The organism is Micromonospora sp. NPDC005257, assembly GCF_042872445.1.
Taxonomy (GTDB): Bacteria; Actinomycetota; Actinomycetes; order Mycobacteriales; family Micromonosporaceae; genus Micromonospora.
Window position 1 is genome coordinate 114,126 of the sequence record NZ_JBIAKL010000011.1, and the last position, 15,914, is coordinate 130,039.

General features: G+C 74.7%; 14 protein-coding genes. 9 read left to right on the forward strand and 5 right to left on the reverse strand.

The genetic code is table 11. The features are described from left to right. The first annotated feature begins 55 nt into the window (after window positions 1-55). From ACFYO8_RS23210 to ACFYO8_RS23225, 4 genes are read left to right on the forward strand one after another with little or no spacing between them, the layout of a single operon-like run. On the forward strand, window positions 56-718 hold the full coding sequence (locus tag ACFYO8_RS23210; RefSeq protein ID WP_387189898.1) for a TetR/AcrR family transcriptional regulator: 663 nt from the start codon (window positions 56-58) through the stop codon (window positions 716-718). Between the two features lie 54 nt (window positions 719-772). Beyond that, window positions 773-2,080, forward strand: a complete 1,308-nt coding sequence (locus ACFYO8_RS23215; RefSeq protein WP_357710834.1) for an NAD(P)-binding domain-containing protein — start codon at window positions 773-775, stop codon at window positions 2,078-2,080. Next, window positions 2,077-2,964 (forward strand): SDR family NAD(P)-dependent oxidoreductase, encoded by an 888-nt coding sequence (locus ACFYO8_RS23220; protein ID WP_357710831.1) that lies wholly within the window; start codon window positions 2,077-2,079, stop codon window positions 2,962-2,964. Before ACFYO8_RS23215 ends, ACFYO8_RS23220 begins: the two co-directional genes overlap by 4 nt. 9 nt (window positions 2,965-2,973) lie before the next feature. Then, window positions 2,974-3,483 (forward strand): NUDIX domain-containing protein, encoded by a 510-nt coding sequence (locus ACFYO8_RS23225; RefSeq protein ID WP_354869480.1) that lies wholly within the window; start codon window positions 2,974-2,976, stop codon window positions 3,481-3,483. On the opposite strand, the gene ACFYO8_RS23230 is transcribed toward ACFYO8_RS23225, so the two are convergent. After that, the gene (locus tag ACFYO8_RS23230) at window positions 3,480-3,896 is read right to left on the reverse strand and encodes a hypothetical protein (RefSeq protein WP_357710827.1); all 417 of its coding nucleotides are present in this window, start codon (window positions 3,894-3,896) and stop codon (window positions 3,480-3,482) included. The two genes, ACFYO8_RS23225 and ACFYO8_RS23230, sit on opposite strands and share 4 nt — an antisense overlap. A 126-nt stretch (window positions 3,897-4,022) precedes the next feature. Here ACFYO8_RS23230 and ACFYO8_RS23235 point away from each other — a divergent pair, with 126 nt between their 5' ends. The 5 genes from ACFYO8_RS23235 (at window position 4,023) to ACFYO8_RS23255 (ending at window position 8,491) form a co-directional block, all read left to right on the forward strand. Next, window positions 4,023-4,592, forward strand: coding sequence for an RNA polymerase sigma factor (locus tag ACFYO8_RS23235; RefSeq protein ID WP_354869478.1), 570 nt, complete (start codon window positions 4,023-4,025; stop codon window positions 4,590-4,592). A gap of 17 nt (window positions 4,593-4,609) precedes the next feature. After that, window positions 4,610-5,455 carry a zf-HC2 domain-containing protein gene (locus ACFYO8_RS23240; protein ID WP_354869475.1) on the forward strand — a complete coding sequence of 282 codons (846 nt, stop codon included), beginning with the start codon at window positions 4,610-4,612 and terminating at the stop codon, window positions 5,453-5,455. Then, window positions 5,452-6,309, forward strand: a complete 858-nt coding sequence (locus tag ACFYO8_RS23245; protein ID WP_387257522.1) for an ATP-binding cassette domain-containing protein — start codon at window positions 5,452-5,454, stop codon at window positions 6,307-6,309. Before ACFYO8_RS23240 ends, ACFYO8_RS23245 begins: the two co-directional genes overlap by 4 nt. Continuing rightward, window positions 6,306-7,802: a hypothetical protein gene (locus ACFYO8_RS23250; RefSeq protein ID WP_387257523.1), complete on the forward strand. Its 1,497-nt coding sequence runs from the start codon at window positions 6,306-6,308 to the stop codon at window positions 7,800-7,802. The genes ACFYO8_RS23245 and ACFYO8_RS23250 overlap by 4 nt, the downstream gene beginning before the upstream one ends. Window positions 7,803-7,885: 83 nt before the next feature. Then, on the forward strand, window positions 7,886-8,491 hold the full coding sequence (locus ACFYO8_RS23255) for a hypothetical protein (RefSeq protein WP_387257524.1): 606 nt from the start codon (window positions 7,886-7,888) through the stop codon (window positions 8,489-8,491). Between the two features lie 53 nt (window positions 8,492-8,544). On the opposite strand, the gene ACFYO8_RS23260 is transcribed toward ACFYO8_RS23255, so the two are convergent. From ACFYO8_RS23260 to ACFYO8_RS23275, 4 genes are all read right to left on the reverse strand, one after another. Beyond that, window positions 8,545-9,570 (reverse strand): LacI family DNA-binding transcriptional regulator, encoded by a 1,026-nt coding sequence (locus ACFYO8_RS23260; RefSeq protein ID WP_387190026.1) that lies wholly within the window; start codon window positions 9,568-9,570, stop codon window positions 8,545-8,547. Continuing rightward, window positions 9,567-11,975, reverse strand: a complete 2,409-nt coding sequence (locus ACFYO8_RS23265) for a glycoside hydrolase family 3 C-terminal domain-containing protein (protein ID WP_387257525.1) — start codon at window positions 11,973-11,975, stop codon at window positions 9,567-9,569. The genes ACFYO8_RS23260 and ACFYO8_RS23265 overlap by 4 nt, the downstream gene beginning before the upstream one ends. A gap of 241 nt (window positions 11,976-12,216) precedes the next feature. Next, entirely contained in the window at window positions 12,217-13,413 is a 1,197-nt protein-coding gene (locus tag ACFYO8_RS23270; RefSeq protein WP_387190032.1) for an ROK family protein, read from the reverse strand. Between the two features lie 48 nt (window positions 13,414-13,461). After that, window positions 13,462-15,825, reverse strand: a complete 2,364-nt coding sequence (locus ACFYO8_RS23275) for a TIM-barrel domain-containing protein (RefSeq protein WP_357710816.1) — start codon at window positions 15,823-15,825, stop codon at window positions 13,462-13,464. Window positions 15,826-15,914: the final 89 nt, after the last annotated feature.

Below are 15,914 nucleotides of genomic sequence, written 5' to 3' on the forward strand. Positions count from 1 at the left end.
GGGCACGCCGCCCCCAATCCAACGGTTGCTGGATTGTAGGGGGAACAATGGCCGGATGACCATGCCTCGCCGCCGGCCGGGCCGGCCCCGCCGCGACGACCAGCGGCCGACCCGTGACCTGGTGCTCGCCGCCGCCACCGCGTTGTTCGCCGAGCGGGGCTTCGACGCGGTCAGCGTCCGCGACGTCGCCGCCGCGGCGGGCGTGGACGCCGCCACCGTCGTGCACCACACCGGCACCAAGGCGCAGCTCTACGACGCCTGCTTCGCCCGGGTCTTCAGCGCCGAACGCGAGGTCGTCGAGGCGGCCGGGGAACGTGCCCGGGCGGCCCTGTCGGCCGGGCCGCCCGACGCGCTGCGGGCGCTGCACGACCTGGTGGACGTGTTCGTCGACTTCCTGGAGGACCGGCCGGAGACGACAGCGCTGTGGCTGCGCCGCTGGCTGGAGCCGCAGCGGCACGGCGAACTGGACCGCCGCTACGCCGCGCCGCTGTACGCGTTGGTCGAGGAGCTGTTGCTGGCCGCGGCCGAGGCGGGCACGCTGACCGAGCCGACCCCGCACGTGACGGTGCGCAGCCTGGTCTGGGCGGTGCACGGGCACGTGGTGGCGCTGGCCGCCGGGGCCGGGTCCGGCGCCCGGGAGCGGCGCGAGTTCCGGGCGTTCGTGCACCGGTTCCTCGACGCGCTCTACCAGGGCGGCCCGAACGACACCCGGACTTGACGCCGGCCCGCCCTCCGGGGATTATCCATCGGTCGTTGGATTAAGGAGGCGGGTATGGCCACACCGAGGGTCGCGGTCGTCGGCGCCGGCGCCGCCGGGCTGGCCACGCTCAAGGCGCTCGCCGACGCCGGTGTCCCGGCGATCGCGTTCGAGACGGCCGACACGCTCGGCGGCCTTTGGGTGTACGGCGCACCCGACTCGCCCGCGTACCGCACGCTGCACCTGAACACCAGCAAGGGCCGCACCGAGTTCGCCGACCACCCGATGCCGGCCGACTGGCCCGACTACCCCGATCACACCCGCGTCGCCGGCTACCTCGGCGACTACGCCGACCGGTTCGGGCTGCGCGATGCGGTACGGCTGCGGCACACCGTCGAGCGGGTCACCCGCGCCGGCGACGGCTGGCGGGTGCGTGCCACCGGCCCGGACGGCCCGGTCGAGGTCGACGTCGAGGCGGTCGTGGTCGCCAACGGGCACAACCGGTCCCCGAAGCGGCCCGAGCCGTACCCGGGCGAGTGCACGGCCGAGCAGATGCACAGCCACGACTACCGGGGACCGGAGCAGCTCGCCGGGCGGCGGGTGCTCGTGGTCGGCGGCGGCAACTCCGCCATGGACATCGCCGTCGACGCCTCGTACGCCGCCGAACGCACGCTGCTGTCGCTGCGCCGCGGCGTCTGGGTGGTCCCGAAGTACCTGCTCGGCCGCCCCTCGGACACGCTGAACGGCGCACTGGCCCGGCGGCTGCCGTGGCGGCTGCGGCAGCGGATCAGCCAGACCATGATCACCACTGCGGTCGGGTCGCCCAGCCGGTACGGGCTGCCCGCGCCGGCGCACGGCTTCCTCCAGGACCACCCGACGCTGTCCGACGCGCTGCTGTCCCGGCTCACCCACGGCGACATCCAGGCCCGGCCCGGCATCGCCCGCTTCGACGGCGACCGGGTCGAGTTCACCGACGGCCGCGCCGACGAGGTCGACCTGGTCGTGTGGTGCACCGGCTACCGGGTCGAGATGCCGTTCCTCGACGCGGCGCTGGTCGGCGACGGCGCGGACCGGCTGCCGCTGTACCGGCACGTGTTCCACCTGGACGCGTCCGGGCTGGCGTTCGTCGGGCTCATGCAGTCCACCGGCGCGGCGTTCCCCCTGGTCGAGGCGCAGGCCCGGCTGGTGGCCGCGCGCCTGGCGGGCACCTGGGCGCCACCGGACGCGGCCCGGCAGGCCGCCGCCTGCCGCGAGGAGCTGCGCGCCGCCACCGCCCGGTGGGGGCAGCGCCGCCCGCACATGCGCGTGGACTTCGACGTCTACCTGGCCCAACTGGGCCGCGAGCTGGCCGCCGGGCGGCGCCGGGCCGGAGCGGCCCGATGAGCGCGGCAGGCCGGGACCCGGCCGCCGGGCCGCAGCGGACCGGAGCCGGCGCGCCGGGCCGCAGCGCTCTGGCCGGGCGGCGGGTGCTGGTCACCGGCGCCCGGGGCACGTTCGGGCAGCATCTGGGCGCGGCACTAACCGCCGCCGGCGCCCGCGTGGTCGGGCTGGACCTGCACGCCGACCTCGACGCCACACCGCCGGTGCTCGGCGTCGACCTGACCGACCCGGCCGCGACGCCACCCGCGGTGGCCGCCGCCGTCGACCGGCTCGGCGGGCTCGACCTGCTCATCAACAACGCCGGGGTGGGCGGGCCCGCGCCCGCCGAGCTGCCGCCGGACGAGGTGGTGCGCCGCCAGATCGAGGTGAACCTGCTCGCCGCCTGGCGCACCACCGCCGCCGCCATGCCCGCCCTGGAGGAAGCCCGCGGTCGGGTGATCTTCGTGGCGAGCCGGATGGCCGTGCTGCCGCTGCCGCTCGCCGCCGCGTACGGGGTCAGCAAGCGGGCGCTCGTCGCGTACGCCGACGCACTGCGCCACGAGGTCGGCACGCACGTCGGCGTCAGCGTCGTCTACCCCAGCATGGTCGCCTCCCCGATCCACGACAGCACCGTGGCGGCCGGGCTGTCGCTGAGCGGGGTGTCCCGCCCGGAGCCGGTCGAGGGGGTGGTCGCCGCGATCCTGCGCGCCGCCACCGCCCGGCGCGCCCCACGGGACGTGGCCACCACCCGGCGCGGCCGGATCGAGATGGCGCTGGCCCGGCACGCTCCGGCGCTCGCCGACCGGATCGTGCGCCGTACCGTCGCCGGGCGGCTGGCCGCCGGTGCCCTCGACGGAGCGGCGCTGGCCGAGGGAATGGTCCGGCGGCACCGGCAGGACCGCCGGTAGCGTGCTCGCATGGCTGTCTCGCCCTACATCGCCCGGCTGCGCCGGCACGTCGGCCACGACCTGCTGATGCTGTACGGCGTCAGTGGGGTGGTCACCGACGGCGCGGGCCGGGTGCTGCTGGCTCGCCGGGGCGACAACGGCCGCTGGTCCGTCCCGGCCGGCACCGTCGACCCGGGCGAGCAGCCCGCCGACGCCCTGGTGCGTGAGGTGCGCGAGGAGACCGGCGTAAAGGTGGCGATCGACCGGCTCGCCGGCGTCGCGACCCATCCGGTGGTCTACCCCAACGGCGACGCCTGCGAATACCTGAACGTCTGGTTCCGCTGCCGGGCGGTCGGCGGGGCGCCGACGGCCGACGGCGACGAGTCACTGGCGGTGGCCTGGTTCGCCCCGGACACGCTGCCCGACCTGGACGACTGGTCCCGGCTGCGGATCGGCACCGCTCTCGCCGACGACGCCCCGCCCTGGTACGCCGCGCCGGGGGAGAGTCACCCGGCGCTGACCTGCCCGGACAACATCTAGCCGAACGCCACCTCGTACGGCCGGTCCGGGGCCAGTTCCACCACACGGTGGCCGCCCGGCGCGTGCACGACCACGCGCTGCGCCACCGGGGACACCAGCCGCGCCCGCAGCCGGCCCGGCGCCCAGGTCAGCTCATCGACGGTGACCCGGCCCCGGCAGGGGATGCCGCGCAGCGTCCCGGCGGGCAGGCCCGGCAGCGGCGCGGGCAGCAGCCGCAGCGTTACCGGACGCGACTGCACCAGCGACTCGATCAGCACCGCAGGCACCGTGCAGACTGCTGCCGGGCCACGCCCACTCGGCGAGCGCACCGCGCCCGTCGACCAGGAAGCCGGTGGCCGTACCCCGGCCCACCGGTCGGCGCCGGTCACCTCGGCGGCCCGCCACAGCGCGTTCCGGGCCGCGGCGACGTCCATGGTGGCGTTGGCCGCGACGGGTGCGGTCCGGCCGGTGTCGTCGTACGGGCCGTTCTCGGGTCGGACAGCGTCAACCGTCGGTGAACCGAATGCGGCAACGACGGCGATAGCTCTTGTGTGCAGCGAATGAGTGAAGACGGGGGCGGGCGCGCCACGGAGCTCAGCAGCGATGTCGAGCTGCTGCGCGCGGTGGCGCGTTCGCAGGTGGATGCCCTGCAACTCCTGCATCGGCGGCATGCCCCATGGCTGCGCGCCCGGCTGACGCGTCGGTGCGCCGACCCCGACGTCGTCGACGCCGCCATCCAGGACACATTCGTGGCGGTGTGGCGCGACGCTCACCGGTACTCGGACACGGGAGCTGACGCTGCCGCGTGGATCTGGACCATCGCGATCCGTCGTCTGCTCTCCACGCTGCGGGGGCCGGCTCATCGATGGCTGGGGGTTTCGGGGGTGGCCGTGCCCGAGGGGGCCGTGACGACGCCGTCCGCCGAGGAGTTGGTGCTGCTCGGGGTCGAGCACGGTGATCTGGGTGCTGCCCTCTCCCGGCTCCCGCCGGAGCTGCGGGCGGTCATCCAGACCACCGCGATCGACGGGTTGACGGTGCGCGAGGCGGCTCGGCTGCTCGGCGTTCCGGAGGGCACCGCCAAGACCCGCTTGATGCGGGCTAGGGCAAGGCTGCGGGAGTTGCTGACGTGAACGCGGAGGAGGGGCGGATGAGCTGGCACGTGCATCCAGAGTTGATTGACGAGTACCAGCGGGGTGGGCTCGACGCGGCCCGGGTGATGGCGGTGGAGGTCCACATGACCGGGTGTGAGCCCTGCCGGGCCACTGTCCGTGGCGATCCCCGCTGGCTCGACGACAACTTCCAAGCCGTGCTCGACGTGGTGCAGGCGCCCCGCCGCAGCCTCGCCGAACGGATGCTGTGCCTGCTCGGTGTGCCCGAGCACCGGGCGCTCGTCCTGGCGGCCACCCCGGCGCTGCGCCGCTCCTGGCTGGCGGCCACCGCGGTGGTGCTGGCCTTCGCCGTCTCGGCCGCCTACCTGGGCCGGGAAGGGCAGCCCACCCTGCTGTGGTTTCTCGTGGCGGCGCCGGTGCTGCCGGTGCTCGCCGTGACGACCGCGTACGGCGCGGTGGTCGACCGCCTGCACGAGATCTCCTCGACGACCCCGATGGCCGGTCCGAGTCTGGTGTTGTGGCGGGCCCTGGCCGTGGTGGGGGTCTCGATGAGCATGGGCGTCGCGGCCGCCATGCTGCTGCCCGATCGCGGCTGGTACGCCGTGGCCTGGCTGCTGCCCGCCTTCCTGCTCTGCCTCGGCTCCCTGGCCATGGCCACGGTGATGCCGCTACAACTCGCCGCCGGCCTGCTCGGCGGCGCCTGGCTGACGATGGTGACCGTGCTGGCGAACGTGCTGGCCGCGCCCGGTGTCTCGGTCGACACGGCCGTGCAGCGGCAGATCTTCGGACCCACGGCCCAGGCGGCGTATCTGGTCGCCGGGCTGGTGGCCGCCCTGATCCTGATCATGCGGCGGCGCCGCCTCGAACTGGGAGGTTCCCGTTGACCACCGTACGTATCGCCGGGCTCGGCAAGCGCTTCGGCTCCACTGTCGCCTTGGACGACGTCGATCTGGAGATCGGCACCGGGCTTACCGGCTTTCTCGGCCCTAACGGCGCGGGCAAGACGACCCTGCTGCGCTGCCTGGCCACGGCGCTGGCCCCCGACTGCGGCCGGCTCCACGTCCTCGGACACGACCCGGCCGCGGCCGAGCAACGGACGGCCCTGCGCCGCCGCCTCGGCTACCTGCCGCAGAACCCGGGCCTCTATCCGAACTTCACCGCCTTCGCCCTGCTTGACTACGTCGCCGTGCTGAAGGAGCTGACCGACCGGCGCGAGCGGCACCGTGAGGTGCGCCGGGTGCTGGAGGAGGTCCAGTTGAGCGACCGAGCCGGGACGAAGGTTCGCAAACTGTCCGGTGGGATGCGCCAGCGGGTCGCTCTGGCGCAGGCCCTGTTGGGGAACCCGGCCCTGTTGATCCTCGACGAGCCGACCGTGGGGCTCGATCCGGAGCAGCGGATGAGCTTCCGGGCCCTGATCTCTCGTCTCGGCGAGAGCCGGACCGTGCTGCTGTCCACCCACCAGACGGAGGACGTGGGTGCGCTGTGCGAACGGGTCGTCGTGATGCGGGACGGGCGGCCGGTCTTCGACGGTACGCCCGCTGCCCTCGCCGGCCTCGCCGGCGACCGGGTCTGGCTGTCCGCGCAGCCGCCGGGCGGGTCGCGAACCTACTGGCGTACGGCTGACGGGCGGTACCGGACGCTGGGTGAACGGCCGGACGGGGGAGAGCCGACCGCGCCCTCCATCGAGGATGGCTATCTCACGCTGCTCGGCCCGGCCGCCGTCGGGACGCTGCAATGAGCGCCACCGTGGCGGCGCCGGCCGTCTTCTGGTCCGTGCCCGCACCACGCGTCGCCACCCTGGCCCTCGCGGTCACCGAGACGCGGATCCTGTTGCGGAGCGTGACGCTCTGGGCCGGCGCGCTGGTGACGGTGGCGCTGGGCACCGTGTGGGGCTGGACCCGGATGCCGACCTGGGACACCGTCGGGGACAACGCCGGCATGGCCGCGGTGGTGCTGGCCGGCGTCCTGCTCGCGCTCGGACACCTCGCCGTGTCCCGCGATCACCGGCACGGAGTGACCGAGGCGACCATCACCCTGCCGGCCGAGCGGGCCCGGCGAACGATCGCGTTGCTGGTGTTGATCCCGGTCGCCGCGCTGCTGGGCGCGCTCGTGCTGGGTGCTCAGCTGGCGTTGCTGCTGCCGGACGTGCCGGCCGGCACCTTCGACGGGTGGAACCTGGCACCCGTCGTGCTGATCCCGCCGATCGGCGCCGCCCTCGGGGTCGCCGTGGGGCGGTGGCTGCCGGCGACCGCGGCGGGCCCGCTCGCGGTGGTGGCCAGCGCGATTATGATCCACGTGCTGCCTGGTATAGGCAACGGTGGCAACAACGTCGGCTGGTGGCTGTCGCCAGTGCTGCTGCGGCAGAACTGGGCGCCGGGCGCGCCGGAGCCCACCGGCTGGCATGCGGCCTACCTGCTGGCGCTGCTGGCCGTGGTGGTCGCGATCGCACTGGCGCGGTACCGCATGGTGGTGTCGACGGTGGTAGCGGTGGTAGCCATGGCGCTGGGCGCGGTGGCGGTGTCCCAGCAGATGCGGGACCAGCCGGGTAGTTTCAGCCAGCCCGTGACCAAGGCGATGATGGACGACTACATCGGGCCCGCCGTACTGCGCTGCGAAGAGCACGACGCCGTGCGGTACTGCGCTCTGCCGGGCTACCAGAGTTGGATCCCGCTGTGGCGGGATGCCGTCGAACCGGTGACGCGGGCCGTGCCGGCGGGCGTGGCCGGTGTCCTGCCTGGCGTGCGGCAGCGCGACAACGTCCAGTTTTTGCAGTCGGCTACGGCGGAGAGGCCGACTGTGGACACCGACCTCATCTGGGGCCGACACGGCAAATGGGCAGCACAGTCCAGGGTCGGCCTGGTCCAGCGGTACGTGCGGGCGCTCACGGCCCTGCCGGCGGCGACCGCGGACGATCCGTTCGGCAAGCAGTCATGTTCGGGTGCGGGTCAGATGCGCACCGTCGTGGCACTGTGGCTGATCGCGCAGGCCCTGCCCGATGGACGAAAGGTGCTCGAAAGCAACCAGGTGCGACTCGGCCGGCTCAAAGCAGGCCGTGCGGAGACCGACGCCGCCGTCACGCTGCTCGGTCAGCCGCGCGAACGGGTGACGGCGATCCTGGCGGCGCACTGGGACGCCGTCGTCTCGGCCGCTCTGGTCGGCGACATCCTCGATCCGCTCGGCGTCCGGGGCATCGCCGCCGCGGGGACCGAGCAGGTCACGCCGTGTCGGTGAGGATGCGTTGGCGGCAGGCTCTCCTGCTGCTACGGCCGCTGATCCGCGCGGTACCGTGGGGGCCGCCCGCCGTAGCCGCGTTGATGTCGGGCCTTGCCGTGCTGCCCGCCCTGCTCGACGACCCAGCACCGGGGGTCGGGCTGTGGGGGCTACGATCGGCAGCGGTGCTGTTCGGGGCGGCGGTGAGCTTCGCGATGGTGGACCGGATGGCCCCGCTGACAGTCGTGCCCATGCCGCGTTGGCTGCGCCAGTGGCTGCGGCTGATGGTGATGTTGGTGCCGGCGGCGATCGTCTGGCTGGTGCTGTACGCGATGGTTCGCAGCGCCTTGGGCGCGGCCGCCATCGGGCCCGCCAAGGACCTCGTCGTCGAGGCCGCGGTGTGCGGGCTGACCGGCCTCGCCGGGGCCGCCGTCGCAGCCCGGTACTGGCACACGTCGACAGCGGCACTGGCCGGGCCCGGCACACAGGCGGTCCTCGTGGCGGCAAGCCTCTTCCTCAGCGGGACGTACTCGCCGTGGCCGGTGCCGGGTACGCCGAACTGGTCCCCGGTTCACCGGTACTGGCTCGCCTCGCTGCCGATCATCGTGCTAGCGCTGGTCCTGGCGAACCGGGACACCTGGCCGCTGCGGTTCCGGCCGGCACGGCGAGCCGCCGCTCCGATCCCGGCCCCAGCTCGCCGTTGCCGGTGAGGAACGCGTCCGTCCAGTCGTCGGCCGGCGCGTGTCGTGGACGCGGTGCGCCGTCACCGGCCGGTCCCGGCGCTGGTGTCCCGCACTGTCAGGTGCGGCTCCAGCAACGTTACCTCCGGCACCGACTCGCCGCTCAACCGCCGCATCAGCAACGCCACCGCCTGCCGGCCGACCTCCTCGGCGGGCACCGGCACGCCGGTGAGCCCGGACTGTTCGGCCAGCTCGTCCGGGCAGATCGCGACCACCGACACATCACGGGGCACCCGCCGGCCCAGCAGCGGCAGCGTGGCCAGCACCGGCCCGACGGCCGACTCGTTCTGCACCACCAGCCCGGTGACGTCCGGGTGGTCGGCGAGCAGCGCCTCCAGGTCGTGGCGTACCGCGGCCGGTCCCTCCTCGCAGGGCCGGGTCACCGCGTCGACGCCGAGCCGCCCGGCGGCGGCGCGTACCCCGGCGCGGGTGCGGTGGGCGAACCCGGTGCCCCGGTCGTAGACCGCGGCGGGCGCGCCGAGCAGCGCGATCCGCCGGTGCCCGGCGGCGGCCAGGTGTTCCACGCACAGCTCACCGGCGCGCCGGAAGTCGAGGTCCACGCAGGCCAGGCCGGTGCTGTCGGCGGGGTGCCCGATCAGGACACCCGGTAGCGCCAGCTCCCGCAGCAACGGCACCCGGGAGTCCTCCAGCTCCACGTCCATCAGCAGCACGCCGTCGACGAGCGCGCTGCCGGCGATGCGGTGCAGGCCCGCCGGCCCCTCGTCGGCGGTGACCAGCAGCACGTCGTGGTCGTGGCGGCGGGCGGTGGTGACCACCGCGGTGGCGAAGCGCATCACCACCGGCACCTGCATGCCGGTACGCAGCGGCAGCACCAGGGCGATCACGTTCGCCTTGCGGCTGGCGAGCGCGCGGGCCCCGGCGTGCGGGTGGTAGCCCAGCGCGCGGACGCTGGCGAGCACCCGGCCGCGGGTGGTGGCCGAGATGGTGCGTTTGCCGCTGAGCACGTACGACACGGTGCTGGCCGCCACCCCGGCGTGGCGGGCCACGTCGGCGATGGTGACCTGCTCACCGGGGCTCCGGCCGGTCACCGGGCCGCCCCGAAGCTGGTCCCCGCCGGTTCGGCTGTGGCGTCGCCGCCGGTCACCGTGAGCGCGCCGACGAGCCGGATGTCCCGCGCGGACCGGCCGACCAGCACCGAGTGGACGGCGTCCTCCACCACCATCGCGGCGCGCGTCTCGTCCCACCAGGCCAGATCGGCGGTACGCAGCCGCATCGTCACCCGGGCGGCGCAGCCCGGGTCGAGCGTGACGCGGGCGAAGTCGCGCAACTGCCGCAGCGGCTGCTTGACCCGGGAGCGCCGCTGCCGGGTGTAGAGCTGCACGACCTCGGTGCCCGGGCGGCGGCCCGTGTTGGTGACCTCGACGCTCACCTCCACCTCCTCGCCGGCGCGCGCCGTGGCGGTGCTCAACCGGAGGTCAGCGTAGTCGAACTCGGCGTAGCTGAGCCCGTGCCCGAACGGGTACAGCGGCTCGCCCCGGTGGTAGAGGTAGGTGGCGTCGGCGCCGATGACGTCGTAGTCGAGCAGGTCGGGCAGTTCGGCGGCGTCGGCGTACCAGGTCTGGGTAAGCCGCCCGCCCGGGTCGGCGGCGCCGAGCAGCACGTCGGCGAGCCCGTTGCCGTGTTCCTGGCCGCCGTGGGCGCTCCACAGCACGGCCGGCAGGTGTTCCTGCGCCCAGCCCACCGCGTACGGGTAGCTGCTCGTCAGCGCCAGCACGGTACGCGGGTTCGCGGCGTGCACGGCCCGCAGCAGCTCCGCCTGGCCGGTCGGCAGCGCCAGGTCGGCACGGTCCTCGGTCTCCCGGCCGTTGACCATCGGGTGGTTGCCGAGCACCACCACCGCCGCGTCGGCGGCGGCCGCCAGCGCGGCGGCCTCGGCGGCCCCGTCCACGAGCAGCGTCACTGTGAACACGGCCGGGTCGCCGGTGGCGACGCTCAGCCGCCCGTCCGGTGCGACGCCGACGTGCCGGCCGGTGGCCAGGTGGTGCAGCAGCGCGGTCCCGTCGGGCCGGTGGTGCAGGCGGAACGTCTCGCGTACCACCCAGCCGCCCGGTCCGTCGCGGTCGGCGACGAGCGCCCCGGAGTCGTCGGCGCCGACGTACCGGCCGGTGTCCACGGCGCGCAGCGCCACCACGTCCTGCCCCCAGTCGACCACGTCGAACTCGGACGGGCTGTCGCCGAGTGCCAGCGGGCCGTCGCCGTCGTGGCGTACCGCCCGGTCGCCGACGTGCAGCGTGATCCGGTCCGTGCCGGGGTGGGTGGTCACCTCGGGCAGGCGTCCGAGCAGCCCGGCGTACGCGCTGATCGCGTACGGCGGGGTGCCGCTGTACCAGTCGGTGAGCACGGTGTCGGCGAGCGGGCCGAGCACCGCGACCCGGGTGCCGGGGCGCAGCGGCAGCAGGCCGTCGTTGCGCAGCAGCACCACCGACTGGCGGGCGGCCTCGCGGGCGAGTTCCCGGTGGGCGAGGCTGTCGAGCGTGTCGGGCGGCACGTCGTCGTGCGGGTCCGGGTCCAGGTCGCCCAGGCGCAGCCGCACGGACAGGATCCGGCGCACCGCCCGGTCCACGTGGGCGGGCTCGATCAGACCGCGGGCCAGCGCCTCGGTGAGCCGCTCCACAGTGGGGGCACTGTCCTCGTCGTCCTCGGTGAAGCTGTCGATGCCGGCCCGCAGCGCGGCGGCGAAGCCGGCCACGTGGTCGGGCAGGTGTTCCTGCACGCCGGCGATGTTGCCGACGGCTCCGGCGTCGCCGACCACCATGATGTCGTCGTCGGCGTAGCCGCGCAGTTCGCCCTCGATCAGCGGGCTCAGGTGCGCCGGCACGCCGTCGACCAGGTTGTACGACGCCATCACCGCCACCGCCGCGCCAGCCGCCAGCGGGGCGCGGAACGCCGGCAGCTCGTACTCGTGCAGCACCCGTGGCGGCAGGTCGCTGGAGGTGGTGGCCCGGTCGGTCTCGTTGTTGTAGCCGAGGAAGTGCTTGAGCGTCGGCGCGGTACGCAGCCTGATCGGGTGGTCGCCGCGCAACCCGAGGCCGTACGCGGTGGCGAGCCGGCCGGTCAGCCACGGATCCTCGGACCAGCCCTCCTCGTTGCGTCCCCAGCGGGGGTCGCGCAGCGGGTTGACCACCGGCGCCCACACGTTGAGGCCGACGCGATCCGGGTCGGCCCGGTGCTTGACCCGCACCTCGTCGCCGACGGCGGCGCCGACGGCCCGGATCAGGTCCGGGTTCCAGCTCGCGGCCAGGCCGATCGCCTGCGGGAAGACGGTGGCGGTGCCGAGCCACGCGACGCCGTGCAGCGCCTCGGTGCCGGTGCGGAACGGGCGCAGGCCGAGCCGGGGCACCGGCGCCTGCCACTGGTGCAGCAGGCCGAGCTTCTCCGGCAGCGTGAGCCGGGCCAGCAGGTCGTCCAGACGGTGGGGGACGGGGTCGGTCATGGTGGGCGCCTCCGGTCGGCGTACGGGTCGCCACTCGTTCGTCGAAGCGCTTCGACGAACGAGCCGGTGATGCGGCGGCGCGCACGCGAGTCAAGGGTGGTGGTGGCCGGTCGGCGGGGTCGGCCCGGAGCGGTGGTGAAGCGCTTCGACAACCGCCGAAAAACACGCCGCTTCGGGGTTGCCCGGTCCCGGAACGCGGCGTTACCGAGGTTGACACCTTCCGGCCGGTGCGGTCAAGGGGTCAACCGGCGGGCAGCCGCCCCGCCTCCACTGTGGCCAGCGCGGCGGTGGCCCCGCCCAGCGCACCGGCTGCGGACCCGAGCGTGCTGGCCTCCAGCCGTACGCCGGGCGGGACCGGCGCGCGGGACGCGATCTCGGCGTGGGCGGCCGGCAGCAGCCACGGCGCGAGCGCCGCCAGGTGCCCGCCGACCACCACCACCTCCGGGTCGAGCAGCCCGGACAGCACCGACGCCGCCTGCCCGAGCAACCGGCCGATCTCGGTGAGCCCGGTCCGTGTCGGCTCGTCCCCGGCGCGGGCCAGGGCCTGGATCCGTTCGACCTCCGGCAGATGGTCGGTGACCGGCCCGGCGCCGGGCAGCAGACGGCCGACCACCGCGTCCACGCCCAGCAGCGCGGTGAGGCAACCACGCCGCCCGCAGTCACACGGCGGGCCGTCCGCCGCCAGTGGCAGGTGGCCGACGTCGCCGGCGAAGCCCCGGCCGCCGCGCAGCAGCCGGCCGCCGCTGATCAGTCCCGCGCCGATCGCCGGACCGCCGGTGAGGTGGATCAGGTCGGTCGTGGCGGCGTACGGGCCGTGCCGCCGCTCGGCCAGCACGGCGAGGTTGGCCTCGGTGTCGACGGCGACGGGGAAGCCGGGATCGCGCAGCGCGCGGCGGACCGACGCGGCCAGCGGCACGCCGCGCCAGCCCAACGCCGGGGCGGCCGGCACGGCGCCGTCGGGGTCCACCAGCCCGGGCACGGCGATGGTCAGGCCGAGCACCGTACGGTCCGCGCCGACCCGGGTGACGGCACGCCGGGTCAGCGCGGCGAGCGCCTTCACCGTCTCCTCGGGAGCGGCGGTAGCGGCGGGGAACGCGCGCCGCCAGGTGAGCACCGGGTCGCCGCCCAGTCCGGCGGCGACCGCCACCAGTTCGTCCGCGCCCACGCGCAGGCCGAGCCCGACGTAGCGAGAGCCGTCGAGGACGAGCATGGTGGCGGGGCGGCCCACCCGGTTCTCGGTCAGCCCGGTCTCGCGCAGCAGGCCGTGCTCGATCAGCTCGGCCACCAGGCTGGAGACGGTCGCCTTGTTCAGGCCGGTCCGTGCGGCCACGTCGGCCCGGGAGCAGGGGGCGTGCCGGCGGACGTGCCGGAGCACGGCGGCCCGGTTGGTCACCCGCACGTCGCCGAGGTCGGCCGTCGGCCGGTCGATGCTGATCACGTACTGCCCGCCTCCTGCGCCCGGCCCCGAGTTCGGCTACAGCTTAAACTAAAGGGGCGAGATTCCGGCCGGCCGGTCGTCGCCGCCGAACCACGGCGCGAACGGCGTCACCGGGGCCGGCTCGCCGTCGAGCACCGCCCGGCGCGGCGGGTCCGTCCCGACGACGCTGACCCGCCGGACGTCCAGCGGCCCGTCCACGCGCACGCGCAGCGTGTCGCCGTCGCGCACGGCGGTGACAGTGGTGTCGCCTTCGGGGTCGTGCACCACGCTCACGCCGTCGACGCCGCCCCAGGCCACCAGCGTGACGTCCCGGAACGGGCCCGTTCCGACCGTCGCCGCGGGCGCCACCGTGGGGATCAGCGCGCCGTGCCGCACGTACAGCGGCAGCCGGTCCAGCGGCACGCTCACCCGCAGGTGCCGTCCGCCGGGGTGCCGCTGCCCGGTGTACGCGTCGAGCCAGTCGTCGCCGGCCGGCAGGTACACGACGCGTTCCCCGGACGGGTCGAGCACCGGCGCCACCAGCAGGTCGGGGCCGAGGCGGTACTGGAGGTCGGTGGCCCACGCGACCGGGTCGTCCGGGGTGTCGACGAGCAGCGCCCGCATCATCGGGCCGCCCGTGCGGGCGCTCGCCACCGCAGCCGACCAGAGGTACGGCAGCAGCCGGTAGCGCAGCCGCAGCGCGTCCACCGCGTGTCGTTCCGCCTCGGGCGGGAACTCCCACGGCAGCCGGCTGGTGGTGCCGTGCAGCCGCACCAGCGGCGAGAGCGCGCCGAACTGGGTCCAGCGCACGTAGAGGTCCGGCTCGGGGGTGCCGTGGAAGCCGCCGGTGTCATGGCTCCAGAACGGCACCCCGGACAGGCCGTGCGACAGGCCGCCGCGCAGCGTGCTGGCCATGCCGGGCCAGGTGGCGTTGACGTCGCCGCTCCACTGCGCGCTGTGCCGCTGCCCGCCCAGGTACGACGAACGGGCCCACACCGCGCGGTGCCCGGCGACCTCCTCGGTCACGTCGGCTACCGCGTCGTTGTACAGCAGCGCGTACACGTTGTGCAGTTCGACGCCGGTCATGCCGTTGTGCGCGACCGCGTCGGCGGGCACGCCCTCGGCGAAGTCGGTCTTGAACACCGCGACGCCCTGGGCCAGCAGGGGCCGCAGCAGACCCTGGAACCAGCGCACCGCGGCCGGGTTCGTGAGGTCCACGATGGCGCCGGCCGGGTAGCTGCCGTGCCAGGTGTCGGCGACGTACGTGCCGCCGTCGGGCCTGCGCAGCAAGTATCCGGCGGCCTCGGCCTCCGCGTAGAGCGGGCTGCCGGTCATCAGGTACGGGTTCATCCACAGGCACACCCGGAAGCCCTGCTCGGTGAGGTCCTTGAGCATGCCGTCCGGGTCGGGGAAGGCGTCGGCGTCCCAGCGCAGGTCCGACCAGTGCCCGGCGACCTGCCAGTAGCAGTCCAGGTGCAGCACGTCGCAGGGGATGTCCCGCTCGCGGAGGCGCCGGGCCCGTTCCAGCACGCGCTGCTGGCTGTCCGGGAAGAAGCCGGACGAGATCCACGCACCGAACGCCCACCTCGGCGGCAGGTACGGCCGCCCGGTGAGCGTGTCCAGCCGGTCGAGCACCTGGGCCGGGGTGGGCCCGGCCAGCACGTAGTAGTCGAGCAGGTCGTCCGGGACGAGGATCTGCACGGTGCTGTGGGTGCTGGCGCACATGTCGAACTGCACCGGCAGCCCGCTGTCGACCAGGACGCCGTAGCCGCGGTCGGACAGGTAGAACGGGACGTTCTTGTGCGAGCGGTCGGACTCCCCGCCGAAGGCGTCGAAGTTCCACATCAGCGGGCGCTGGCCGCGCTTGTCCAGCGGCGTGAACTTCTCGCCGAAGCCGACGAACCGTTCGTCGCCGGGCGCGACGAAGCTCTCGTGCCAGGCGACCGGCTCGCCGTCGACTGTGGAGCGGCCCAGCGGCAGCGTGCGCCGCCGGCCGCTGATGTCCCGGGTGCCGGCGTCGGAGGCCAGCAGCAGCCGCCCGTCGGGGGCGCGGAAGCGCAGTCCCCACGGGTCCAGGCGCAGCTCGGCGACCACGCCACCGGCGCCGACGCGGACGTGGTCGCCGTCGACGGTCACGGTGGCCGGGTGCGGCCGCGGGTCGACCAGCGTCAGCGCTGCGGCGGAGCGGCTGCGGACGGAGAGGTCGTCGGCGAGGCGTACCCGGATGATCCCGTCCCCGGCGGCCTCGATGCGCGCGACGAGCGTGCGACCGGACGTGCAGGTCGCGGTCAGCGTGACGCCGTGCGCGTCGGTCGCGGCCACCTCGGCCCGCAGCACGTCGTCGGCGCCCTCCTCGCCGGGGGCGCGGACCGGCAGGTCGGGCGGGTCGGCCACGAACGTCTCGTACGGGACCAGCGGCGGGCGGTACGGCATGGGCGTCTCCTCGCGGCGTCCACGGGTGGTCCCGCCAGTTTCTTTGGAATCCCAACTAACTGTCAATGATCGACGGCATTGACTTTCCG

Coding starts and splice junctions, on each gene's coding strand:
- ACFYO8_RS23210 (WP_387189898.1), top strand. CDS start 56: ATGACCATGCCTCGCCGCCGGCCGGGCCGGCCCCGCCGCGACGACCAG.
- ACFYO8_RS23215 (WP_357710834.1), top strand. CDS start 773: ATGGCCACACCGAGGGTCGCGGTCGTCGGCGCCGGCGCCGCCGGGCTG.
- ACFYO8_RS23220 (WP_357710831.1), top strand. CDS start 2,077: ATGAGCGCGGCAGGCCGGGACCCGGCCGCCGGGCCGCAGCGGACCGGA.
- ACFYO8_RS23225 (WP_354869480.1), top strand. CDS start 2,974: ATGGCTGTCTCGCCCTACATCGCCCGGCTGCGCCGGCACGTCGGCCAC.
- ACFYO8_RS23230 (WP_357710827.1), bottom strand. CDS start 3,896: ATGGACGTCGCCGCGGCCCGGAACGCGCTGTGGCGGGCCGCCGAGGTG.
- ACFYO8_RS23235 (WP_354869478.1), top strand. CDS start 4,023: ATGAGTGAAGACGGGGGCGGGCGCGCCACGGAGCTCAGCAGCGATGTC.
- ACFYO8_RS23240 (WP_354869475.1), top strand. CDS start 4,610: ATGAGCTGGCACGTGCATCCAGAGTTGATTGACGAGTACCAGCGGGGT.
- ACFYO8_RS23250 (WP_387257523.1), top strand. CDS start 6,306: ATGAGCGCCACCGTGGCGGCGCCGGCCGTCTTCTGGTCCGTGCCCGCA.
- ACFYO8_RS23255 (WP_387257524.1), top strand. CDS start 7,886: ATGTCGGGCCTTGCCGTGCTGCCCGCCCTGCTCGACGACCCAGCACCG.
- ACFYO8_RS23265 (WP_387257525.1), bottom strand. CDS start 11,975: ATGACCGACCCCGTCCCCCACCGTCTGGACGACCTGCTGGCCCGGCTC.
- ACFYO8_RS23275 (WP_357710816.1), bottom strand. CDS start 15,825: ATGCCGTACCGCCCGCCGCTGGTCCCGTACGAGACGTTCGTGGCCGAC.